The organism is Lactobacillus ultunensis DSM 16047 (assembly GCF_001436305.1).
In the GTDB taxonomy this organism is placed as follows: Bacteria; Bacillota; Bacilli; order Lactobacillales; family Lactobacillaceae; genus Lactobacillus; species Lactobacillus ultunensis.
This window is the reverse complement of the sequence record NZ_AZFO01000005.1, coordinates 1-23551: the sequence shown is the minus strand read 5'-3', so window position 1 is coordinate 23551 and position 23551 is coordinate 1. Positions and strand designations below refer to the sequence as shown.

The following is a 23551-nucleotide window of genomic DNA, read 5'->3' as shown; positions in this document are numbered from 1 at the left end:
CTTATTTTGTTTCTTGCTAAAGTAACAATTAGTAAAACACCAAAGAGGTAGAGAGTATGTTTGAGATTTTTCTATTCATCAATCCAATAGGGATTTATTGTTACGATACAGAAAGACAAATTCGTAAAACCGTTGATGAATTAGGGATTGATGTTTGTTGTCATTATATCCCTATTGCTAATGTTAGTCTCGTACAAGACGACATTATTCGCCGCCGTAAGGATGCACAAAAATTACCAGATATTAGTAGTTTTTCTACAGCAACATATGATGCTTTAAAGGATTATCATGCCATTAAACTAACATATGGCAATAAAAAAGCTCGTAAATATTTATATGAATTACAAAAAAGTTTAAGTCATGATGCCTCAGCTTATAAACCGGAGCTACGTAAGCAAATTACCCAAAATTTGAACATTAAAATTTCTACTATTGATGCAATTAAACAAAGCGATTACTTAAAAATTTCTATTGAAGAAGATCAAAAATTAGCAAACCAGTGGAACATCAAGGCCACTCCAACTATTGTTTTATTTAATGAAAATAATGAACGCAATGGAGTACTACTAGATGACCCAGTGAGTCAAAACGATTTGCTTAATCTTTTGTTACCAGATTGCCCACCACATTATTTATCTAACTATCTGCCTGAACAGAGTCATCTACGTCTTATTTAATAAGACGCTTTTTTTGTAAATAATGTAAAACAGTATTTTCTTCTCCTGGTTTACGCCACTCGGTAAATAATTTTTCAGGCAAATCTTCAAACTTTAATCTTTGTTCATAAAGTAGCTGTCCAATTTTTAAACCTAATTTTGTTTTCTGCTTTATTTGTTTTCTAAGATAATTTTTCTGACTAGCAATATTTAAGATATATCGCTTTTTAGATGGATTAAAATACCAAAAACTTCGAATACTCACTTCATCCAAAACAAAATACTTAGTTTGATAATAAATCTTTCTAGTTACTGGTTCCTGTAAAATATTATATTTTAAACAAAAAAAGTTCTTTTGGGGATTAATTTCCAAATAATAATTGCCCCATTTTTTATTTTCTCTAAAAAAGATTAATTGTGTCTGTTTTAAACGATTTTTTAAGTAATGTCGCCTTCCAACAATCCAAATATCTGTCACACCAATTTTATGGTACAAATCATGTCGATGTTTGAACTCACTTTGACTCAATGGTGCGCATTGTACTTCAAAAGCAAGCTTTTCAGAAACTAAGACATCTGCTCTAAGTTGCCCATCAGCTAGTGGTATTTCTACTGCTGCATTAAATCCCGCGGCAGTTAATGCTGATTTTAACAACATTTTTGATTGGTGATGTTCTTCTTTTTCACCTATTAAATTGTTGTAGTTAGCCCAATGCTTAAAAAAGGCTGCTTTACGCTCTGACATAATCAAAATTACTTTTTTACTGCAATGCGGACAACGATAAACTTCTTGATTTAGTTTCTTTTGCTTAGTATTAACCAGATGTGCCTCGCTTACGGCAAGGACTAATTTTTTATTTAACATGGCTGCATACATTTTTTCACCCATGTTTTATTACGCAAAAAAGAGACGGATTTTTGTTCCGTCTCTTTTTCTTTAACAAAATTTAATTATTTTGCCTTACTTAAAAAGTAATAACGAATATGACCCAAAGCATCTTGATTAAGCAAACACTTACCTGTTTCCTTAACTGTCTTCATTTCTTCATCGGTAATTTTAATTCCATATTCATTAGCAATTGCCCAGGCATCAGCTGGTTTCAATTCAGCGTAATTTTCATCAAGAAAAGCCAATTCCAAGAAGTATTGACCACGTTGATAATATAAGCTAGAGGCCAAATCTCTTACTCTTAAACTATCTGCTAATTCAATCACATTGCCAAGTTCTGTGAATCTATAAGCATGACGTTTTTGAAACTTCCAATATTCACTATTAGCATCATTACTTGTATTTGCAGTTGCTTCTCGCTTTTCTTGTGCTGAAGGATCAAGTTCAGTATTTACATCGTCTTTAGGATCCAGATCGAAGAAACTTCTTCTTGTATCAGCCTGTCCTTGAGATTGACCACCATTATTATCGTCCATTCCACCCATCATTTTACGTAAATTATTGGCATCTTCAGGTTGGACTTTGGTAATCATTAAATCAAGGCCACCATTATTAGGCATTACTTGAAAAGTTACGGGTACGCCTTTAGTAAAGGTATGGTCTGTATCAACCTCTGAAAGGATTGAATAGAAGAACTGTTGAATCTTGTCTTTATCACCTAAAAGGTCTAATACCTTCAATCCACGACGAGCTAATTCTTCTTTATCAATTCTAACCCTAATGGTATTTTCATTAATATGATCTACTTGCAAAGGATTTCACCTCCATGAATCATTATAATATATTGTATCCTATTTTTTATTTAAAATAAAAGTGTTAGCTTAATCACTAACACTTTCAACAATTTTATAAATCAGCAATCTTTTGTGCTTCTGCTAATTCTAACCGACGTACCTTACGTGGCAAGAACCGACGGATTTCATCTTCATTGTAACCAACTTGAAGACGACGATCATCCATGATGATTGGCCTTCTAAGTAAACTAGGATTCTTTTCTACTAAATCAAGTAACTGATCAATTGATAAATCATCTAAATCGATTTTCAATTGTTGGAAAGCTCTTGAGCGGGTAGAAATGATTTCTTCTGTACCATTTTCAGTCATACGCAAAATCTTGAGTAATTCCTTTTTAGTTAATGGTTCAGAAAAGACATTTCTTTCCTTAAACGGAATATTGTGCTTTTCAAGCCAAGCTCTCGCTTTGCGACATGAGGTACAACTAGGAGATACATATAAATCTACCATAAAATCACGCTCCTCAGAACAAATATTTGTATACGTTCTTTATCATATAATTAGTATAACATACTAACTTCTTTTTTGTAAGTACTTATTTTATCGTTTAGGTTAACTTACAAACATATCCTAAAGATAAAACGTGAATTATTTGTGAAGAAATTATTTGTTTTGTTTAAAACTTTAAAAAAGACAACAAAAAAAGAGACATTTCGTCTCTTTTTTCATATTTAATAGTAAATTACTTGTTGATCTTCTTCATCAAGTCGTTAACTAATTTTTCATTTTCTTCAGCAGTTTCTGAAACGAAGCATGCTTCATTAGCTAATTCCTTAAGATCCTTAGTATCAAACTTCTTCATTAAGCTTCTGATACGTAAGATTGAAGTTGCACTCATTGAGTATTCATCAAGTCCCATTGAAAGTAAGATTGGGAACATAGTGTTATCACCGGCAGCTTCACCACACATACCACACCAAATACCGTTTTCGTGAGCAGCATCAATAGTATGCTTAATCAAACGAAGTACTGATGGGTTATATGGTTGGTACAAGTATGAAACGTTGTCGTTACCACGGTCAGCAGCCATAGTGTATTGAATCAAGTCGTTAGTACCAATTGAGAAGAAGTCAACTTCCTTAGCGAATTGGTCAGCTAAAACTGCAGCTGCAGGAACTTCGATCATCATACCAACTTGTAAGTCGTCACCGATCTTAACGCCCTTTTCAATAAGCTTTTGCTTTTCGTCATTCAAAATAGCCTTAGCTTGACGAAGTTCAGCCAATGTACCAATCATTGGGAACATAATACCAAGTTTACCGTATGCTGAAGCACGAAGCAAAGCTCTTAATTGAGTACGGAAAATCTTTTCATTTTTAAGTGAAAGACGAATAGCACGTACACCTAAGAATGGGTTCATTTCTTGTGGCAAGTCCCAGTAGTCGAGGTGCTTATCACCACCGATATCCATAGTTCTGATGATGACTTGCTTGCCATTCATGCCTTCGATAACCTTCTTGTAAGCTTCGAATTGATCATCTTCTGTTGGGAAGTCTGATGAATCCATGTACAAGAATTCAGTTCTGTACAAACCAACGGCTTCAGCACCATTTTCATGTACACCTGGCATATCATTAGGAGTACCAATGTTAGCAGCGATAGTAAACTTCTTACCATCTGCAGTTACTGAAGGTTCATCCTTTAACTTTTGCCATTCAGCCTTTTGCTTAAGGAAGTCTTCACCCTTCTTCTTGTAGTCTGCAACTTGATCATCACTTGGAGCAACGATTGCAGTACCATCAAGACCATCATCAATTAACATTTCGCCGTTCTTAACGTCTTTAGTAATTGAATCAGTACCAACTACGGCTGGCAATTCAAGTGAACGAGCCATAATTGCTGAGTGAGCTGTACGACCACCAACATCAGTAACAAAGCCCTTAACATACTTCTTGTTAAGTTGTGCAGTGTCACTCGGAGTTAAGTCATGAGCAACTACGATAACTTCGTGATCGATTGAAGCTGGGTTTGGCAATTCCTTACCAAGAAGGTGAGCCATGATACGCTTTGAAACGTCACGTACATCGGCAGCACGTTCTTGCATATAAGGATTATCAGTCATACCTTCAAAAATTGCGATGAATTTTTGAGCAGTTTCATCAAGTGCAGCTTCTGCATTAATCTTTGAGTCCTTAATCTCATTCTCAATAGCACCAGTAAATTCTGGGTCATTCAAAATCATTAAGTGAGCTTCAAAAACTTGGGCTTCTTCTTCACCCAAGCTCTTTTTAGCAGTATCACGAATTTTTTCAACTTCTGAAGTTGATTCCTTAATAGCATCCTTGTAACGAGCTACTTCTGAATCAACATCATCAATTGATGACTTTGAGAATGAAAGATCAGGCTCTACAAGAAGATATGCTGGAGCAATGGCAATACCATCACTAGCAGCAATTCCTTTTAAAGTCTTGGTCATTATTCAGCTAAACCTTCTTTTTTCATAGTGTCAGCAATTGCGTCTAAAGCGTCCTTTTCGTCGTCACCTTCAGCAGTGATAGTAACGTCAGCGTTTTGACCAACACCAAGTGACATAACGCCCATGATTGACTTCAAGTTTACTGACTTGCCGTTGTATTCCAAGTTAACATCTGAACCAAACTTTGAAGCAGCTTGTACTAAAAGAGTAGCTGGACGTGCATGAATACCTGTTTCTGCAATAATATGAAAATCGCGTTTTTCCATTGTGAATATCTCCTTTAAAATTGAAAAAATTAAACCGGTAATAAATACCCATTCGAGTACTAGATTATCATGTTTTTACGGTTAAGACAACAATAATGTAACAGTTTACATTATTTATTCATCAGTGTTCGTCGCGGTATACACAATAGCACCGCCTCTTTCAGCCCTACCGGTAATGTATTGTCTTTTACCATAATTTCGAATAGTTTTTTGAAGATCAAAGGCATCTTTAGGCTCTACTTTATACTCTTTAAGTTCACCTGAAACCAGTTGATCCAAAATTTTTTGATAATCCAAAAATATCACCACACTTTTAAGATAAGATTTTATAATTTTTCCCTCTTTTATTCTACTATTTATAGTAAATTTTCTAAAATATTAATATTTTATCCTGCTCTTACAAAAAATAAGTTTTTGGTGCTTAGCACTTGACTACTTCGAGTGCTAAATATATAATTTTGGTACAGTTTAAATGAAAGGCGGTAATATTTTTGCTTTGCCAAAATTGTCATAAACGGCCTGCCTCTATTCACCTTTTCACTAAGGTAAATGGCCAAAGCCGTGAAATTGATTTATGTCAACACTGTTATCAAGAATTAAAAAATCAACAAGGAAATCTAGAAAATATGAACAACGATAATAACGAATTTTTTGGCGACTTTGATGATTTATTCAACGCATTAAACGGAAATAATAACAATGCCGCAAATAACAACAATAATAGAAATATCGACCCTAGAATGCAAATGGGTGGCGGAAATGGTGGTCAAGGCGGTAGGAGTCTGCTTGATCAATATGGTACAGATTTAACCGAACTTGCTAAAAAAGGTAAAATCGACCCCGTTATCGGCCGTGACAAAGAAATTGCTCGTGTCATCGAAATTTTAAACAGAAGAACTAAAAACAACCCTGTTTTAATTGGTGAAGCCGGTGTTGGTAAAACTGCTGTAGTTGAAGGACTCGCACAAGAAATTGTGGACGGTTCTGTTCCAGCTAAATTACAAAATAAAAAGATTATTTCATTAAATGTAGTTTCACTCGTTCAAGGTACTGGCATTCGTGGCCAATTTGAACAAAGAATGGAACAACTGATTAAGGAACTCCAACAAAGAGATGACATTATTCTCTTTATTGATGAAATTCATCAAATTGTTGGTGCTGGTAACGCTGAAGGCGGTATGGATGCAGGCAATATCATTAAGCCAGCTCTTGCTCGTGGTGAACTTCAATTAGTGGGTGCTACTACTATTAAAGAATATCGTGATATTGAAAAAGATTCCGCTTTAGCAAGAAGATTCCAACCAGTTGAAGTAAAAGAACCTTCAATTGATGAAACTATCCGTATTTTGAAGGGTATTCAAAAACGTTACGAAGACTATCACCATGTTCACTACACTGACGATGCAATCGAAGCTGCTGCTAAGCTCTCAGCACGGTACATTCAAGACAGATTTTTACCAGACAAGGCTATTGACTTACTTGATGAAGCTGGTTCAAGAATGAATTTAACCATTCCTTACATCGACAAAGAAAAGATGCAGGAAAGAATTGATGCAGCTGAACAATTAAAGGAAGAAGCCCTAAAGAACGAAGATTACGAAAAGGCTGCCTACTATCGTGATCAAATTGAAAAGTACGAAAAGATGAAGGATCAAAAAGTTGACCCTGATAAATCTCCTATCATCACCAGCAAGATCATGAATAAAATTGTTGAAGAAAAGACCGGTATCCCTGTTGGCGACATTCAAAAGCAAGAAGAAAATCAATTGCAAAACTTAGCTAGTGACTTAAAGGCTCATGTTATTGGTCAAGATAAAGCAGTTGAAAAAGTTGCTCGTGCTATTCGTCGTAACAGAATTGGTTTCAACAAGTCTGGACGTCCAATCGGTTCATTCCTCTTTGTAGGTCCAACTGGTGTTGGTAAAACTGAACTTGCTAAACAACTTGCCAAGCAAATGTTTGGCTCAGAAAATGCCATGATCCGTTTCGATATGTCTGAATACATGGAACAATACTCTGTATCCAAATTAATCGGTTCAGCACCTGGATATGTTGGTTATGAAGAAGCTGGACAATTAACTGAACAAGTTCGTCATAACCCATATAGTTTGATCTTGCTTGATGAAATTGAAAAAGCTCACCCAGATGTTTTGAACCTATTCTTACAAATTCTGGATGATGGTCGTCTAACCGACTCACAAGGCAGAACTGTTTCATTCAAAGACACAATCATTATCATGACCTCTAATGCAGGTCAAGGCATCAAGAATGCCAGTGTCGGCTTTGCTGCTGAAAATGAAGATGAAGAACGTGAATCAGCAAGAAAGAACATGAGTCAATTCTTTAAGCCAGAATTCTTAAACCGTCTAGATGACGTTATTGAATTCAATGAATTGACTAAACCAGACTTACTCAAGATCGTTGACTTAATGCTCAAAAATACTAATGATATGGTTAAGGATCAAGGTATTCATATTGATGTCACTGATGCAGCTAAGGAAAAATTAGTAAATGATGGTTTCAACCCTGCTTTAGGTGCTCGTCCACTTCGTCGTACAATTCAAGAAGAAATTGAAGATAAAGTTGCTGATTATAAACTTGATCATACTGACAGCAAGAATCTAAAAGCAGATGTTAAAGATGGTCAAATCGTAATTAGTGATGAAGACCAACAATAATAATTAATTAGACAGTTTTTAAGTTATACGCAAAAAGATTCTGAAGCTTAAACTTTAGAATCTTTTTTGTTAAATATTTAAATAAAGTTCTATACACAAAATTGATATTTCAACTTTGATTTGAGGTATACTAAAAGTATGATAGAAAAGCTAAGAGAAACGGGTGAAATCCATGCATTTAATTGATGTAACCAATAATTATTCTGATTTGGTTCAAAGTCAGCTTAATACTACCGATGCTAATTATGTCAAAGTGTACTCATTAGGTAATACGTCAGTAATTTATACTGAAAGTAAGAACGCTATCGGTATTGCACTTGAAAATCACGATCGCCGCGTTCGTGAAGATGAAGTTGAATTTATTATCAATCGTTTAATTAAAAACTATGATTCTTCATATACATTAACTGTTGATAAGAGTCGTCACGTAATCGAAATTCACGTTGACAAGTAATAGAAATTTTAGCTACTAAAAAATCCTAGGAATAGATTTCCTAGGATTTTTTATATTTTTATAATTTTTCAGTCAATTTAACATCTGGATACTTGTCATGGAAGAATCGTTCCGCAAATTCATTTTCAAATAAGAACAAAGGATTACCATAACGGTCCTTTACCAACAGGTTCCGACTATTAGACATGCGTGGATCTAATTGATCAGGATCGATCCAACGTGCAACACGATGACCAATACTATTCATTTCAACTTCAGAATTATATTCATTCTTCATTCTGAATTGGAATACTTCAAATTGCAATTGACCTACCGCACCTAAAATATATTCATCAGTTTGATAGTTACGATAAAGTTGAATCGCACCTTCTTGCACTAATTGGTTCATCCCTTTATGGAATGACTTCTGCTTCATTACATTCTTAGCAGTTACCCGCATAAAGAGTTCAGGGGTAAATTCTGGAAGTGGTGGGTAAATAATCTTACGCTTACCGGCATAAATACTGTCCCCAATTTGGAAATTACCTGTATCGTACAATCCAACAATATCACCAGCAACAGCATCTGAAACTTGTACACGTTCACTAGACATAAATTCAGTTGCATTATTTAAACGAATTGGCTTTCCTGTTCTTGCTAAAATTACATCTAAGCCCTTTTTAAATTCACCACTACCTACACGAACAAAAGCAATTCGATCACGGTGATGAGGATTCATATTAGCTTGAATTTTGAAAACAAAACCTGAAAATTCAGGGTCTTCTGGACTTAATTCTTCATCCCCGTTAACAGTATGACTTTCTGGAGCCGGAGCTAAATCAACGAAACTATTCAAGAAGGTTTCAACCCCAAAATTAGTCAAAGCAGAACCAAAGAAGACAGGAGTTTGATCACCCATTGCAATCTTTTCACGATCAAACTTATTACCAGCTTCTTTTATCAGGTCAATTTCATCAAGCGTATCTTTAAATTGAGGATCCTGACTAAGTGGTTCATTATCCGGTAAAGTTCCTTCATCGTTAAGTGGCAAAAAACGATCCTTATCATTCTCACGGTAAAGTTCAACTCGTTTATTAGCAATATCGTACAAGCCTTTTAAAGTTTGACCTGAACCAATTGGCCAATCCATTGCTACGCCTTCGATTCCCAACAGATCTTCCAATTCAGCAATTAAATCCAAAGGTGGACGGCCATCACGGTCAAGTTTGTTCATAAAGGTAAAAATAGGAATACCACGTTGTTTAACAACCTTGAACAACTTCTTGGTTTGAGGTTCGATACCCTTGGCTGAGTCAATTACCATGACAGCTGCGTCTACTGCCATTAAAGTTCGATAAGTATCTTCAGAGAAATCTTGGTGACCCGGTGTATCCAAAATATTAATTCTCTTACCCTTATATTCAAATTGCATAACAGAACTAGTAACTGAAATACCACGTTTCTTTTCAATTTCCATCCAGTCACTTGTAGCATAGTTACCAGTCTTACGCGCTTTAACAGTACCAGCTTTACGGATTACCCCACCAAATAAAAGCATTTGTTCAGTAATCGTAGTCTTACCTGCATCCGGGTGAGAAATAATTGCAAATGTTCTTCTCTTTTTAACTTTATCTGCTAACTCTTTATCCATTAGTCTTTTATATCTTCTTCCTTTTTCGTTTCTTTTGATAATAAAACAGTAAGCAAACGCGACCCCTTCATTCTTCTAGTCGTTAAGCTCATGCCATCTCCAATATCTATTGTCAGCTTTTCCCCTTTAGCAGGGATCACCTTTAGAGTGTTAATGACATAACCCGCTACTGTATCGACATCTTCCATCTCTAATTTAGTGCCAAATTGTTCGTTAAAATCATCTAAGGGCATCTTGCCATAAATAATATATTTATTGGGAGCTATTTGATTATACAGGATTTCAGTATGATCGACCTCATCATCGATATCCCCGACAATCTCTTCGATCAAATCTTCAATTGTAGCTAAGCCGGTAACACCACCATATTCATCGGTCAAGATAGCTAATTGACGCTGAGTCTGTTGCATTTCCATCAACAAATCACCTAATTCTGCAGTTTCCGGCGCAAATAAAGGCTCCGTCATTACATCTTGGTAATCAAGATTTTCAAAGCCCTTCTGTTTAGCTTTTCGTAATACCGTTCTAATATGAATAATGCCTACGATCTTATCTTTATCTTTTTTATACACCGGAATGCGTGAATATGGTTCTCGTAAAATCTCATCCAAATTATCTTGAAAACTTTCTTCTGCATCCACCATGAAGGCATCTGTTCGTGGCACCATTACTTCACGAGCCATCTTGCCTTGGAAATCTAAAATTCCCTCAAGCATTGAGAATTCTGCATCATCAATCTTATGATTATCGTGCAGCTCATTAATTTCCTTTTCTAAATGATCTTTAGTTCCCTCTTTTTTCTCACCAGATAACCTATTGCGCAAGCGATCAAAAAGATTTTCCGCTCCCGGATCACTACTCATTTTTCTACTCTCTTTCTTAAAAAGTTATCTAAATATAGCTATTATAGCATAGAGCAAGCCTCATTATGTTAAAATAGCACATAAGACTAGAGGAGGTAAGACTTATGAAAAAAAGCCATGTCTTGCTTGTTTTTACATTTTTACTATTAATCCCATACATTTGTAGTCTGCTAATTATTGGAATTGGCTATAATGCATTAGTATTGCACTCAGCAGAAATCTACCGCACTATTATCGGTGCACTTGTTGGTTCAATCATTATGTTTGCTGTCAAAGCCACTATTCAACGCCCTGTTGACTTATTAGCTGTCCAAATTAATGATGGTTTGCTAAAACAGCTATTGCGTTTCTTCAGCATTAGGCGACGCTATTATTTATTATTTGCTAACATTATTTTAGATTTTATCTTGTGTTTTGCAGCAACGTATCTAGTTCGCTCAGTATTGACACTTGATCAAATTGTTGGTAGCTCCATCGGCTTTGTTTTGTTAATTATGTTCGTTTCAACTTGCTTAGGTGCCTATGTAGAATATGACAACCTATCGATTGATCCAGAACAACATTAATTCTATTCACTGACCTTTACGTAGAAATCTTGGGTCAGTTTTTTTGTATCCAAATTAAGATCCCAAACAATATAAGGCGTATCACTATCACCTAAATTTTGATAAACCTTAACGCCATTTGCCACAACCCTTTTTACAAAGTTAGGTACCGTGCTAACTAAAGGTAAATTGAAGTAAACTAAATTTTGATTTTCCTCTTCTTCCTCATCTATTTCAGCCTTAGGCAATTCAAACTTCATTAGACCTGTAGGCACATCAATCGGCTTATCATCTAACAAAACACCATACCAGTACATAAAACTTTCAGGTGCAGAAACAATCAAAGCGGTTCGTTTGTTTTCCAAATCATGATCAGCTAAAAATTTCTGAAAAACTTCATCATTTTCAAGTTGTTGATTAGATTCCATAAAACTCTTTTGTGCATTCATCATACTACTTGGAAATGGACGACCAACGAATAATTTTTTATCAATAACTTTCTTCATTTTTTCTCCTTAATATTCAGCTAATTCACTCAAATCAATTACTTCGCCATTCAAAAAAGCATCGATTTCACCAGATGAGAAACCATGACTAAATAAATACTTTTTTATCTTAAACTTTCGTTCAGATTCATCAAAACGGTGAAAACGTTTATAAGCTTTAATGCCCTGCTTTTTCAAAGCTTCCATTTGCGTATCTTCATCTTCTTGCAAATCTAAAGACGCGATAACTTCTGTACTAATGCCACTATCAAAGCCATGACTTAGCAGTTTAGTTCTCATCTTACGCTCTATTTCACGTTGCGAGATTTTTCCAAGTTGATGTACCATTGATTTAACAACTCTTTGCCCAACTTCAATCCACTCTTCATCAGCCACTTCATCTAATTCATCCTGACTAATCTCAGGATTAACACCTTTTTGGGTTAATTTACGCAATAAACTTTTCGATCCATCTGATCCAACCCGCAAATTATTCTTAATAAACAATTTCATATATTGCTGATCATCAAGATAGCCTAATTCATTCAGCTGACTCACAGCACTATTAGCTGCCTCATCTGAAATCTCATGTTTTTTAAGATACTGCAATACCTCAAAAATAGTTCGTGGTTCATAACTTAAAAAGTGCGCTGCAAGATCACTTGCTTTAGCATCTGCATCAAATTGTTTAATTTTTTCAACTTGAGCATCATCTAATTCTTTTCCTTTTAAAAGAACAAATTCAGCTACAGTTTTCTCACTCGCGGAAAAGGCATATTTACCATCCAAGAAAATATTATAGCGACCTGGTCGCCGTTGTGCACTTACTTTGGTTATCAGCATTTTTTCACCTCACAATATTCCAAAATACATGCTAGCAAATTTTCGTAAGGCTTGCTAAGAACTTTTTTTAGGTAGTACAATTAATAGCAATGTAATTTAGTTTTTAGTAGAAAGAATAAGATAATGAACAGAAAATTTTCTAAGAATAAACAACATCGTGAAAAAGATGTCATCATTACCATCAAGCGTTTAGGCATTAATGGTGAAGGCATTGGCTATTACAAAAAGAAGATCATCTTTATTCCTGGTGCTCTCCCAGATGAAGTAGTTGTAGCTAAAATTGTAAAAAGCTATCCACATTACCTTCAGGGCGAACTTGTTCGGATTAAAGAAAAGAGTCCTGACCGTGTTGCCTTTCCAGAAGGCGTCGACCCCGAAATTGGTGGTCTTGAGTTAGCTCATTTGTCTTATGACAAGCAACTTGAATTTAAGCGCAACAACATGCTTGAATCTCTTAAGAAATACCACCCACGTGGCTACGCTAAATATAAGGTCAAAAAGACTATTCCTGCTCCAGACCCTTGGCACTATCGCAATAAGGCTCAATACCAAATTGAAAATGTACATGGTAAGATCAAATTAGGACTGTTTGCACCAAATTCACATCGTTTAATTGACCTTCCTAAGATGCCTACTCAAAGCGAAGATACGCAAAAAACAGAACGTGAAATTAAAGTCTTAATTGAAAAACTACATGTTCCAGTTGCCAATTACAGAAGACATTTACCTGGAATTAAAACCGTAGTTGTTCGCCAATCAGAAGCCAACAAAGAAATTCAGGTTACTTTAATTACAATTGACCATAAGATTAAGAATTTGATTCCTTTAGCTAAGGAAATCATGAAACTTGATCATGTTGTCAGTGTTTACCAAAATGAAACTGAATGGCAAAATCCACAAGTTTGGGGCAATAAGACTGAGAAACTATTAGGTAAGAATCAAATCGTTAAAGAAATCTTAGGCAAGAAATTTGCCTTGTCCCCACGTGCTTTCTTCCAACTCAATCCTGTTCAAACTACTAACCTGTACTCTGAAGCCTTGAAGTACTTAGACTTAACGCCTGATCAAACCTTAATTGATGCTTATAGTGGTGTAGGTACCTTAGGTATTCTCGCAGCTGATCGCGTTAAACATGTTGTGGGCATTGAGACTATTCCAGAAGCAGTTAAAGATGCAGAACACAACGTTGAATTAAATCACATCAAGAATGCCGATTATATTCAAGGCAGTACAGAAAAAGTTTTACCAGAGTTACAAAATAGTGGCGTATCTATTGATGCCTTAATTGTGGATCCACCAAGAACTGGTTTAGCAAAGAGCTTGATCAAGACAATTTTAAGGGTTAAACCTCAAACTTTCGTTTATATCTCATGTAACCCTTCAACTCTAGCTCAAGATTTAGTTTTACTTAGTGAAGCTTATGATGTCCGTGTCATTCAAAACGTTGATATGTTACCTCAAACTCCACGTTGTGAAGCTATTGCTAAGTTAATTTTAAGGAAATAACCAATTAGCCTAGTCAAACGACTAGACTTTTTGCATACAAAAAAGCAGCTATCGGACAATCCTTGTCTCTTAATAGCTGCAATTTCAAGTGGATGAGGTAGCTCATCAATTGATAGTCACGATTTTCAGTTGTTTGGTATGTAATAAACAATGGCTATCGCAACCAATATTAACATTCACTTGTTCGGGTCTTTACATAAAACGTAACTTTTTAATGAATTGGAGTTTTTGCGAACAGCCACTGATAATCAAATAATCTAGCATCATTAAATGATTTATGGCTGACACCTCTACATATAGAGAATCTTTCAAGTTTCCAATAATAATACAATTCTGGAGATAAAAACTTATTGTTTGTTTTATAATCTGTTAACTTTATTTCTACCTCTTCCACACTTCTAATTATATCCGCTTGTGTAACCGCTTGCAATGATTAACAATTATATTTTTTCAAAAAGGCTCTAACACGCTGTTGATATTCTGTTTTATACATAGGATAAGATAAAGCATGCCCAGCTAAAGGCGCAATCCATAATTCTTTGGGCGCATTTGTTGCTGCATAATTTTGATAAACCATTTTTGTCGGTACAAAATGATCCTTACCACCATGGATAAATAAGAACGGTCTAGTATTTTTTCTTAATTGTTTCACCGCAGATGCATGTCCCAGGAAAAAGCCATTTCTGAGCTTATTAATACAGCTTACTGTCTCAATTACAGGAATTCGAGGAAAAGCACGCAGATTAAATAAATTTCCTGCCTGATATTCAATTTCTTCTTTCACGCTCGAATAGCCACAATCTTCAATAAATGCTTTAACCTGAACTGGCAAATCTAATCCACTAACCATCATTGCAGTGGCACCGCCCATACTCTGTCCCATGATGACGATTTTACTGTTAGACCCTACCTTGATAATTACTTGATTAATCCAAGCTAGAATATCTTCTTTTTCAACCCAACCATAACCAATGTATTTGCCTTCGCTTCTTCCTTGAGCACGAGCATCTGGCAACAGAATGTTAAAGCCCAAGTCATAAAACATTTTAGCAAAACCACCCATGCTATCACCATCACTCATAAAACCATGAAGCAAAATAGCCGTTTTATCAGAATGATGATTCAAATATTGAGCAAACAAGTTAAGTCCTTTATCTGACTTAATAGTCCATTTTTCCTTTGGAAAATCCTTAAACCAAACTTTATCTCGATAAAGGGGATCCTTACCTGATAACTTTTTAGAATCAGGCTCTTTATTGTAAGGTGTCATAGCATATTTAAAAAAGTATTCTCCAGCTGCAAGTAAGCCAAGGCCTGCTACAGCTATAGATGACAATAATAATTTTTTCTTCATGATGAGCACTTCCGAATTATTTTAGTAGTATTTATCTTATAATTTAATTGATAATCTTATTTTAACTTTATTGTACTAAAAAATGCGTTTAACAGATTTACTTCAATTAATTGATGATTTAAATATAAATACTGCTTTTTACTTACAGATTGATAATCAACTATTGCCTTGGAGCAAACTTACTTTAGCAGGCGATAAATGCTTGCTTTATCCAGGAAAAAAGCCATTAACCAAAATTAGACTAATTAAATTAGTAGGCAGAATACATGGTCGTGGCATCCCTCTTTTAGCTGTAGTCAATGATCAGGAATATCCCATTTTCGGCCTACAAATTAGGGAAGAAACAGGACAAGCTGTTCTGAAATAAAAATAATCATGATCTAACGACCATGATTATTTTTTTACTTTTGTTTGTATTGCCGGATATGACCTTGAGTTCCAGCAAAATACCAAGTTCCGGCTGCATCATCACTAGTCAATTCCTTACCATCTACTGGATCCTTTAGAGCAGTGTTAAAGACATCTTCATATTCTGCAATAGTCAATTTTTGGCGACGATCTAACATTGCTTGATCAGCAACTGGATTAATTTCCTTTTCATATCCTGGAACTAAATTGCCACTATAAAATTCACCCATTGCGCCAGAACCATATGAAAACAAACCAACTAACGAACCAGCAGGCAAATTGCCTTTTTCTAATAAACTAAGCAGACTCATATATAAAGATGCTGTATAAATATTACCAACATGGCGAGATAATTGCTTAGATGCCTCAAAACTGTTTTGCAGTTTTTCCGTTGTCTTTTCGTCTTGATCTTCAACCGCAATTCTATTTGCTTTAAGTCCCATCTTAGTAAACGGCAAATGGTAAATTAGTGCATCGAAGTCTTTAGTGGCTAGATTTTTTTCTTTCTTATAATCATTAAAAGTCTTTGTAAAGAAATCCAAATATACCTGAGTAGAATATTTGCCATCAACCATTGCCACGCGTGAATCGTTAGGCCGCCAGAAATCATTAATATCCTCACTATAAGCACTGTGACCATCATTTAACGCTAAAATACTTGGATCCGTCTTAATCAACATACTAATGCTACCAGCGCCCTGTGTGACTTCTCCTGGTGTATTTATTCCGTAACGAGCAATATCACTACCAATTACAATAGCAGTTTGGTGGGGATGCACTCTGACAAAGTCACGAGCAATCATTAAAGCTGCAGTTAAACCAAAACATGCTTCCTTAACTTCAAAAGTTCGCACTTCTGGCTTTAATTTCAATGCAGTCTTAACAAATAATGAAGCAGACTTGGATTGATCAATTCCACTTTCAGTACCAAAAACAAGTAAACCAACCTTATCTTTATCAATACGATCAATGTATTTCATTGTCGCATTAATTCCCATTGAAACGGCATCTTGAGTTTGATCAGCTACACTCATTTCACTCTGACCAATTCCAATTAAAAACTTATTGGGATCTTGATTTCTAGCATGAGCTAAATCAACCATATCAACATACTTATTTGGCGTAAAAAGACCGATTTTATCAATACCTACCTGCATTATTTTTCCTCTCTTAATTTCTGTAAAAGTTCTTGTGCATGACTTTCAGAGTAATTCTTCTCTGTTACCATTTTATCTAAAACTAACTGTTTTTCCTTATCGTTTGCATCAAGTTCCGCAACTACATTTCGAGCTTGTAGTTTCATGTGCCCCGCTTGAATACCCACAGTTGAAATTGCCAATAGTGCAGCTAAATTATTGGCTAAACCAGTGCTAACGATAATTTCCGACAAATCCTTACTGGTAATTTTATTTCCAAGAATAGAAAAGCTTTGCTGCACATCGTGACGCGCTTTAATTGAACCGCCTACTACTCCAATCGCCATTGGCAAAGTTAGAGTACCGATTAATTTATTATCTTTCATTGTCCACTTAGACAAACTACGGTACTGTCCATCCTGACTTGCCAGAACAGCTGTAGCACTCTCAATTGCACGATAATCATTACCGGTTGCTAAAAGTACAGCATCTACACCATTCATAATGCCCTTATTGTTAGTTACCGCACGATAAGGATTATCCCAACCAATTTTGCTTAATAAAGCTACTCGTTTTGCCACTTTTTGACCGCCAACCGTTTTAGGATCAAGCTCAACTCTAGCTGTAGTTAATTGACTAGGATAGTTAGACAAAATGGCAAAAAGTTTTTCTTCAACACCAGCAAAATTTTCTAATTTTGCACCTAAAAATTCCAAAATTGAATTGGTTTTATTGGCACCCATTGCTTCAGCTGGATCAACTAGTACCTTAAGGTAAACCAGGTCATCTTTTTGATTAGCTGTGATTTTTCGAGTACCGCCACCATGTCTAATTAAACTAGCAAATTTTTGATTTGCATCATCGATAAGTTCAGGAAATTCTTTTTCAAGATCAACTAAAGAAAAATATTCATCAACCTTTAACACAATTTGGCCATAGATTCCTTGGCGCTTACTATTACTTTGTACTCCGCCATTTTTGGCAAAAATATTAGCTCCGTGGTTAGCAGCAGCAACTACAGATGGTTCTTCCACTGCCATCGGGACCCAATATTTTTTTCCATTAACACACAGATTTTGAACTACGCCTAATGGAAGCCGGAGTTGTCCAACGACATTTTCACTTAGCTTGTCTAAACGCTCAAGAATGTGTTGATCAATATCTTCTAACTTAATTCCTTCAGTTATTAAAATTTGTCTTCGCTGCTCGGGCGTTAATCGATAAAATTTCATTATGCATTCTCTATTTCATAAGCAACGGCTTGACCGCCACCAATACACAAGGTAACCAAAGCTCGTTTGCCATTTCTATTCTTTAAACCACTAATTGCTGAAGCGACTAGACGTGTGCCAGTTGCTCCTAGGGGATGACCTAATGCAATAGCTCCGCCCATGATATTAAGCTTATCCATTGGAACGTGCAAATCACGTGCAACTGCAACGCTTTGAGCTGCAAAGGCTTCATTTAATTCAATAACATCATAGTCGTTAATTGTTCGCCCAGTTTTAGCTAGCAACTTTTTGACTGCAAAATATGGCGTATAACCCATGTAAGCTGGATCAAAGCCGGCTTCCGCAAATTGACCTAATTTAGCAATTGGCGTTAAGTGCAATTCTTCCATTTTCTCTTTAGTAGCTAAGACCAACATGCTAGCACCATCATTCAATGTCGAGGAATTGCCAGCTGTAACCTGACCATCTTTCTTGAAAACTGGCTTTAAGTCACTTAAAGCTTCAAGTGTAGTATCTGGTCGAATCGATTCATCATGATCTAGAGTTTGACCATCAATTTCCACTTTTAATATCTCATTATCAAAGAAACCTGATTTCGTTGCCTTAGTAGCTAAGCGATGTGAGCGCAAACTAAATTCATCCATATCTTTACGCGAAACATGATATTTCTCGGCAACATTTTCCGCCGTAATACCCATATATTTGTTAGAAAAAGCATCCATTAAGCCGTCATTAATCATTGTGCTGACCATACTATCAACTGGGTGATCCTTATTCTCTTTTTTAACAAAATAAGGTGCACGAGTCATATTTTCACTACCACCCACTGCAACTAAGTCAAGATCTCCCATTTCCATTTGACCTTGAGCCAAACGAACGGCTTTCAAACTAGAGCCACATACTTCATTGATAGTAACTGCCACAGATTCTTGCTTCATTCCTGAATGAAGTGCAACCTGTCTAGCCATATTTTCACCTAGACCAGTAGATAAAACATTACCCATAAATAAAGCTTGGATGTCTTTTGGATTAATTCCACCAGTCTTCAAAGTACCTTTTAATGCTATTACTCCCAAATCAACTGCAAAAACATCTTTAAAAAAGCCACGATACTTTCCAAAAGGCGTTCTTTTAGCAGCAACAATATAAATATCTTTCATTAAATTCTCTCCATTTTGTAATTGTAACAAACAAAATAATAGCAAAAAATTATTAAGAATACGTAAAAAGACTACGCAAAATACGTAGCCTTCTACAATATTAATTAAGAATTTATTTTTTAGCTTTATCTTCAGCTTCAAACTTTTTATCTAAACGTTGAATATATGCACGAAGCTGTTCCTTGATTTCAGGGTGCTTTAAACCATATTCAATTGAAGTTTCAAGATAACCTTCCTTGTTACCAACATCATGACGTTCACCCTTGAACACATGAGCAAAAACCCTTTGAGTTTTGTTCATTGTATCAATGGCATCAGTCAATTGAATTTCACCACCACGACCTGGTTTTTGATGAGCTAAAATATCAAAAATTTCTGGCGTAAGCAAGTAACGGCCAATAATTGCATAATCACTTGGAGCCTTATCAATATCTGGCTTTTCCACAAATGACTTAACATTGATTAAACCAGGCATGATTTCATTCTCTGGTTCAATGACACCGTACTTAGAAACTTCTTTATGAGGTACTTGCATTACGGCAATTGTTGAAGCATGAGTCTTGTTATAACGCTCAATCAATTGCTTAGTTAATGGAACCTTATCATCCATTAAATCATCGCCCAACATAACTACAAATGGTTCATCACCAACGAAGCTACGGGCACGGAAAATTGCATCCCCTAAACCAGCTGGGTGTGGTTGTCTAGTGTAATACAAATTGACGCCCAGGTGAGTAATACTTTGAGTTAATTTCAAAAGGTCATTCTTACCCTTTTCTTTTAGATCTTGTTCCAATTCAGGATTAGAATCAAAGTGATCTTCAATTGGACGCTTATTTTTACCAATTACGATCAAAATATCTTCGATGCCAGACTTCTTAGCTTCTTCTACAATAAATTGAATTGTTGGCTTATCAACAATTGGCAACATTTCTTTAGGTAAAGCTTTAGTAGCGGGTAAGAATCTAGTACCCAAGCCGGCTGCTGGAATAACAGCTTTTCTTACTTTCATATAAACACACTTTCCATATCAAATTTATAAAATAATCATAGCAAATTTCTAAATTATCAGCTACTTTGTTTTCGTCTTTTATCTTGAATATAACTTGCAATCCTACCAGCCGAATATTCTAATTCTCCTACACGATTATGAATAATCGCTGCATTGACAGCAACCCCAACTAAAAACAAAACAGCTGCTATATTTAGCCACAACATAAAAATAATAAAGGTACCTACAATACCATAATTTTCCCATGTAATCGGAAAATTATGTAAGTAAAAACTAAATAAAAATGAAAGTCCTAACCAACCAATTACTGTAGTAATTACACCTGGCCAAATTACGCGCTTTTTTAATTTAATGTTGGGCAAAACATAGTTCAAATATGATACCGCTAAAACCATAACTAATATAACCACAGGATAGCGGTAGCTAAATATCTTATTAATTTCATTCACCGGTAAATGAAAAATCGGTTGCAGTACATTAAGCAACTGTTGACCAAAAACTAACACAATACTGACAGCCGTAAAAATGATAATCATTAAAGCCGTAAAAGCAATAGTGATCATTCGTGTCCAAATAAAATTAACAATTGAAAGTTTTAATTCAACTTGGTGTACGCCATAAAGCCGATTTTCACCTAAACGAATAGCATTAACTAAATTAGAAAATGACCACACGGCTAAGATAATACCGAACGACATATATCCTGTTGAAGTTGTCTTAAGTAACGAATTAACAATCGGCATAATAAACTCTGACACTTGATCCGGAAAAACGACGTTTAAATACTTCGCAATCGGTGCCGTATCAATATGAAACAAGGGTAAAACATTTCCGATAATAATGATGATCGGAAAAATCGAAAATAAAATATAATAGGCAATTACAATCGAACTATCAAATATTTCACCCTGAGACAGAGTTGTACGCAAAGTAAGAATAAACTTACCAAATTTGGAATCGAGTCGACTCTTTTTGTTCATTAAAAAACCTAGTCATCCATCTCATCAAAATGAGGGATATACTTTTCTAAACCATCATAAGGATGTTGTAAAGTCAAAATCTTAGGACCATCCTTGGTAATAGCAAAGGTGTGTTCAAATTGAGCAGCATTTGAGCCATCTGGAGTTGCATAGTATACCCAATCATCATTTGGATCATCTACAGTTCTTTGGTCAATGTGCCAATCGCCACCAGCTTCAACCATTGGTTCACAAGTAATGGTCATTCCTTCACGTAAGCGAATGCCGTGACCAGCTTTACCCCAGTGTGGAACTTCTGGATCTTCATGAATTGATGGTTGAATACCGTGACCAATTAATTCACGAACATCACCATAATGGTTCTCATCTTCTACCCAATGTTGAATAGCAGCACCAATATCACCAATACGGTTACCTAAAACAGCTTGATCAATACCCAGATACATAGCTTTCTTAGTTACTTCTATTAGCTTTTTATCAGCATCTGAAATTTTGCCAACTGGGAAAGTAGTACATGAATCTGATTCATAACCGTTCAAATTGCAGGTAACATCAACCTTAACAATGTCGCCTTCCTTTAAAATACGATCCTTTCTTGGAGTTTGGTGAGCAATTTCATCATTAACTGAAATACAAGTACCATATTTATAACCTTCAAAACCTTGTTCTGAAAGACGTCCACCACGACTCTTAACAAATTTTTGACAAAACTCTTCAATTTCCCAGGTTGAAATTCCTGGCTTAATAACGTCACGCAAGCCTTCAAACATAGTAGCTAAAAGGTGGCCTGAAGCTTGCATACCTTTAAGTTCACGAATTGATTTAATTGTAATCAAAATTTTTTCTCCTTTTAAAATGTATTCCTTATCATTATAACGTTTTAACGAATATTTTTAAAAGTTTATCAAAACGAAACAAAATTCTCCGGGTTTTCATGTATAATAAGGTGTCGTACAATGCATTGAAAGGTATGAAAAATCATGAAAGCAAGAATTGTCTATGCCAGCATGACTGGTAATGATGAAGACATGGCAGATATTTTAGAAGAAGATCTTCAAGATTATGGTTTCGACGTTGAAACAAGCGACGTTGGCTTTACCGATGCTAGTGATTATTTAGAAAGTGATCTTTGCATTTTTATAACTTATACCTATGGTGAAGGTGTAATGACTGATGAACTTGCAGACTTCTATGAGGAATTAAAAGGGCTTGACCTTACTGGTAAGTATTTTGCTGTAATGGGCTCCGGTGACAAGACTTACGGCAAACATTATTGTGAAAATGTTTTTGATTATGAAAAAGCATTTAAAGATTGTCACGCCACAGAAATTACTAAGCCAGTTACTATCGAAAATGCTCCTGATGACGATGCAATTGCATTAATTGATCAAGCTGCAAAGGAAATGGCTGATAAATTAAATGACTAAAAATAAAAAAGAGGCCACTATTGCTGATCAGGCTCAGATTCACAAGCTAGGTCAAAAGCTCATTAAACGCCATCGTAATCTGTGGGTCTATATGATCTTTGGTTTTGTAGCCGCACTTATCAATACGATCGTTTTTATGATTTTACACTCATGGTGGCATAGCGTAATGGTGATTTCCAACACAATTGCCTTTATCGTGTCCAACTTAGCTTCGTTTTATTTCAATCAAAAGGCCGTCTTCATTAATAATGTAGATCATGATCATTCTACGTGGCATAAACTAATTGTTTTCTTTACTTATCGTGTCATCAGCTTAATCCCTGATACATTAATCATGCTTGTAGGTTTATCATGGCTTCACTTGAACGCCTTGCTCGTCAAGATCATCGACCAAGTTTTAGTTGGTGTCTTCAACTACCTGACTACAAGATCTGTCTTTCAAAAACAAGAACATACCATGATTGAACGTGCTAAGATGCGCATTCAAGAACAGAAGAACAAAAGAAGCAGCAAATAAAATTGCTGCTTCTTTTTTCTACTCAAAATCTTTTGGCTTAGCTACTTCATCTTTATGGAAGTAGTAATAAATATCATCCATGATACGATCGCTGGCATGACCATCACCATATGGATTCTTGGCATTAGCCATTTTATCGTAAGCTGATTTATCTTCTAATAGCTTGAGCATCTCATTATGAACCTTATCTACTTGAGTACCAACCAACTTTAAAGTACCGGCCTTAACGCCTTCTGGTC

Annotated in this window: 26 protein-coding genes; 8 read left to right on the top strand and 18 right to left on the bottom strand. The window is 35.5% G+C overall.

Annotation, left to right across the window (positions count from 1 at the left end):
• Positions 1–56: 56 nt before the first annotated feature.
• Complete coding sequence (locus FC57_RS02445; RefSeq protein WP_007125212.1) at positions 57–677, top strand: DsbA family protein; 621 nt, start codon at positions 57–59, stop codon at positions 675–677.
• Here FC57_RS02445 and FC57_RS02440 read toward each other — a convergent pair.
• The 6 genes from FC57_RS02440 to FC57_RS02415 all read right to left on the bottom strand — a co-directional run bounded on the left by FC57_RS02440 (position 670) and on the right by FC57_RS02415 (position 5379).
• Entirely contained in the window at positions 670–1533 is an 864-nt protein-coding gene (locus FC57_RS02440; RefSeq protein WP_040529419.1) for a competence protein CoiA, read from the bottom strand. The genes FC57_RS02445 and FC57_RS02440 overlap by 8 nt on opposite strands.
• Positions 1534–1607: 74 nt before the next feature.
• Positions 1608–2357, bottom strand: coding sequence for an adaptor protein MecA (locus tag FC57_RS02435; RefSeq protein ID WP_007125210.1), 750 nt, complete (start codon positions 2355–2357; stop codon positions 1608–1610).
• A gap of 94 nt (positions 2358–2451) precedes the next feature.
• Positions 2452–2850 (bottom strand): transcriptional regulator Spx, encoded by a 399-nt coding sequence (gene spx / locus FC57_RS02430; RefSeq protein WP_007125209.1) that lies wholly within the window; start codon positions 2848–2850, stop codon positions 2452–2454.
• A gap of 232 nt (positions 2851–3082) precedes the next feature.
• A complete protein-coding gene (gene ptsP, locus FC57_RS02425; RefSeq protein ID WP_007125208.1) occupies positions 3083–4816 on the bottom strand; it encodes a phosphoenolpyruvate--protein phosphotransferase in 1734 nt (577 codons plus the stop codon).
• A complete protein-coding gene (locus FC57_RS02420) occupies positions 4816–5082 on the bottom strand; it encodes a phosphocarrier protein HPr (RefSeq protein WP_005718606.1) in 267 nt (88 codons plus the stop codon). Before FC57_RS02420 ends, ptsP begins: the two co-directional genes overlap by 1 nt.
• A 114-nt stretch (positions 5083–5196) precedes the next feature.
• Positions 5197–5379: a hypothetical protein gene (locus FC57_RS02415; protein WP_187364794.1), complete on the bottom strand. Its 183-nt coding sequence runs from the start codon at positions 5377–5379 to the stop codon at positions 5197–5199.
• Between the two features lie 194 nt (positions 5380–5573).
• Here FC57_RS02415 and FC57_RS02410 point away from each other — a divergent pair, with 194 nt between their 5' ends.
• Both FC57_RS02410 and FC57_RS02405 read left to right on the top strand, forming a co-directional pair.
• Positions 5574–7760: an ATP-dependent Clp protease ATP-binding subunit gene (locus FC57_RS02410; protein ID WP_007125206.1), complete on the top strand. Its 2187-nt coding sequence runs from the start codon at positions 5574–5576 to the stop codon at positions 7758–7760.
• A gap of 172 nt (positions 7761–7932) precedes the next feature.
• Positions 7933–8214 (top strand): DUF1827 family protein, encoded by a 282-nt coding sequence (locus FC57_RS02405; RefSeq protein ID WP_007125205.1) that lies wholly within the window; start codon positions 7933–7935, stop codon positions 8212–8214.
• Between the two features lie 58 nt (positions 8215–8272).
• Here FC57_RS02405 and FC57_RS02400 read toward each other — a convergent pair whose 3' ends face one another.
• Positions 8273–9844 (bottom strand): peptide chain release factor 3, encoded by a 1572-nt coding sequence (locus FC57_RS02400; RefSeq protein ID WP_007125204.1) that lies wholly within the window; start codon positions 9842–9844, stop codon positions 8273–8275.
• The gene (locus tag FC57_RS02395; protein WP_007125203.1) at positions 9844–10707 is read right to left on the bottom strand and encodes a hemolysin family protein; all 864 of its coding nucleotides are present in this window, start codon (positions 10705–10707) and stop codon (positions 9844–9846) included. Before FC57_RS02395 ends, FC57_RS02400 begins: the two co-directional genes overlap by 1 nt.
• A gap of 104 nt (positions 10708–10811) precedes the next feature.
• On the opposite strand from FC57_RS02395, the gene FC57_RS02390 reads away from it, so the two are divergent.
• Entirely contained in the window at positions 10812–11273 is a 462-nt protein-coding gene (locus FC57_RS02390) for a hypothetical protein (RefSeq protein WP_007125202.1), read from the top strand.
• A 2-nt stretch (positions 11274–11275) separates the two neighbouring features.
• Here the strand turns inward: FC57_RS02390 and FC57_RS02385 are convergent, their stop codons facing one another.
• Positions 11276–11758: a hypothetical protein gene (locus FC57_RS02385; protein ID WP_007125201.1), complete on the bottom strand. Its 483-nt coding sequence runs from the start codon at positions 11756–11758 to the stop codon at positions 11276–11278.
• 9 nt (positions 11759–11767) lie between these two features.
• Positions 11768–12580, bottom strand: a complete 813-nt coding sequence (recX, locus tag FC57_RS02380; RefSeq protein ID WP_007125200.1) for a recombination regulator RecX — start codon at positions 12578–12580, stop codon at positions 11768–11770.
• A 123-nt stretch (positions 12581–12703) separates the two neighbouring features.
• Between recX and rlmD the strand changes: the two genes are divergently transcribed.
• The gene (rlmD, locus tag FC57_RS02375; RefSeq protein WP_007125199.1) at positions 12704–14086 is read left to right on the top strand and encodes a 23S rRNA (uracil(1939)-C(5))-methyltransferase RlmD; all 1383 of its coding nucleotides are present in this window, start codon (positions 12704–12706) and stop codon (positions 14084–14086) included.
• 433 nt (positions 14087–14519) lie between these two features.
• Here rlmD and FC57_RS02370 read toward each other — a convergent pair whose 3' ends face one another.
• Positions 14520–15440: an alpha/beta hydrolase gene (locus tag FC57_RS02370; RefSeq protein WP_007125197.1), complete on the bottom strand. Its 921-nt coding sequence runs from the start codon at positions 15438–15440 to the stop codon at positions 14520–14522.
• 82 nt (positions 15441–15522) lie between these two features.
• Here FC57_RS02370 and FC57_RS02365 point away from each other — a divergent pair, with 82 nt between their 5' ends.
• Positions 15523–15807 (top strand): hypothetical protein, encoded by a 285-nt coding sequence (locus FC57_RS02365; protein ID WP_007125196.1) that lies wholly within the window; start codon positions 15523–15525, stop codon positions 15805–15807.
• A gap of 34 nt (positions 15808–15841) precedes the next feature.
• Here FC57_RS02365 and FC57_RS02360 read toward each other — a convergent pair whose 3' ends face one another.
• The 6 genes from FC57_RS02360 to map form a co-directional block, all read right to left on the bottom strand.
• A complete protein-coding gene (locus FC57_RS02360; RefSeq protein WP_007125195.1) occupies positions 15842–17005 on the bottom strand; it encodes a hydroxymethylglutaryl-CoA synthase in 1164 nt (387 codons plus the stop codon).
• Positions 17005–18216, bottom strand: a complete 1212-nt coding sequence (locus FC57_RS02355) for a hydroxymethylglutaryl-CoA reductase, degradative (RefSeq protein WP_007125194.1) — start codon at positions 18214–18216, stop codon at positions 17005–17007. Before FC57_RS02355 ends, FC57_RS02360 begins: the two co-directional genes overlap by 1 nt.
• Positions 18216–19376: a thiolase family protein gene (locus tag FC57_RS02350; protein ID WP_040529346.1), complete on the bottom strand. Its 1161-nt coding sequence runs from the start codon at positions 19374–19376 to the stop codon at positions 18216–18218. Before FC57_RS02350 ends, FC57_RS02355 begins: the two co-directional genes overlap by 1 nt.
• A 112-nt stretch (positions 19377–19488) precedes the next feature.
• Complete coding sequence (gene galU / locus FC57_RS02345; RefSeq protein ID WP_007125192.1) at positions 19489–20388, bottom strand: UTP--glucose-1-phosphate uridylyltransferase GalU; 900 nt, start codon at positions 20386–20388, stop codon at positions 19489–19491.
• A 56-nt stretch (positions 20389–20444) separates the two neighbouring features.
• Positions 20445–21368: a YihY/virulence factor BrkB family protein gene (locus tag FC57_RS02340; RefSeq protein ID WP_007125191.1), complete on the bottom strand. Its 924-nt coding sequence runs from the start codon at positions 21366–21368 to the stop codon at positions 20445–20447.
• An 8-nt stretch (positions 21369–21376) separates the two neighbouring features.
• Complete coding sequence (map, locus tag FC57_RS02335) at positions 21377–22204, bottom strand: type I methionyl aminopeptidase (protein ID WP_007125190.1); 828 nt, start codon at positions 22202–22204, stop codon at positions 21377–21379.
• A 144-nt stretch (positions 22205–22348) separates the two neighbouring features.
• Here map and FC57_RS02330 point away from each other — a divergent pair, with 144 nt between their 5' ends.
• Both FC57_RS02330 and FC57_RS02325 read left to right on the top strand, forming a co-directional pair.
• A complete protein-coding gene (locus FC57_RS02330) occupies positions 22349–22795 on the top strand; it encodes a flavodoxin domain-containing protein (protein ID WP_007125189.1) in 447 nt (148 codons plus the stop codon).
• On the top strand, positions 22788–23312 hold the full coding sequence (locus tag FC57_RS02325; protein ID WP_007125188.1) for a GtrA family protein: 525 nt from the start codon (positions 22788–22790) through the stop codon (positions 23310–23312). Before FC57_RS02330 ends, FC57_RS02325 begins: the two co-directional genes overlap by 8 nt.
• Before the next feature lie 18 nt (positions 23313–23330).
• On the opposite strand, the gene FC57_RS02320 is transcribed toward FC57_RS02325, so the two are convergent.
• The coding region (locus FC57_RS02320) for a UDP-N-acetylglucosamine 2-epimerase (RefSeq protein WP_201781913.1) at positions 23331–23551 on the bottom strand (221 nt) is incomplete at its 5' end.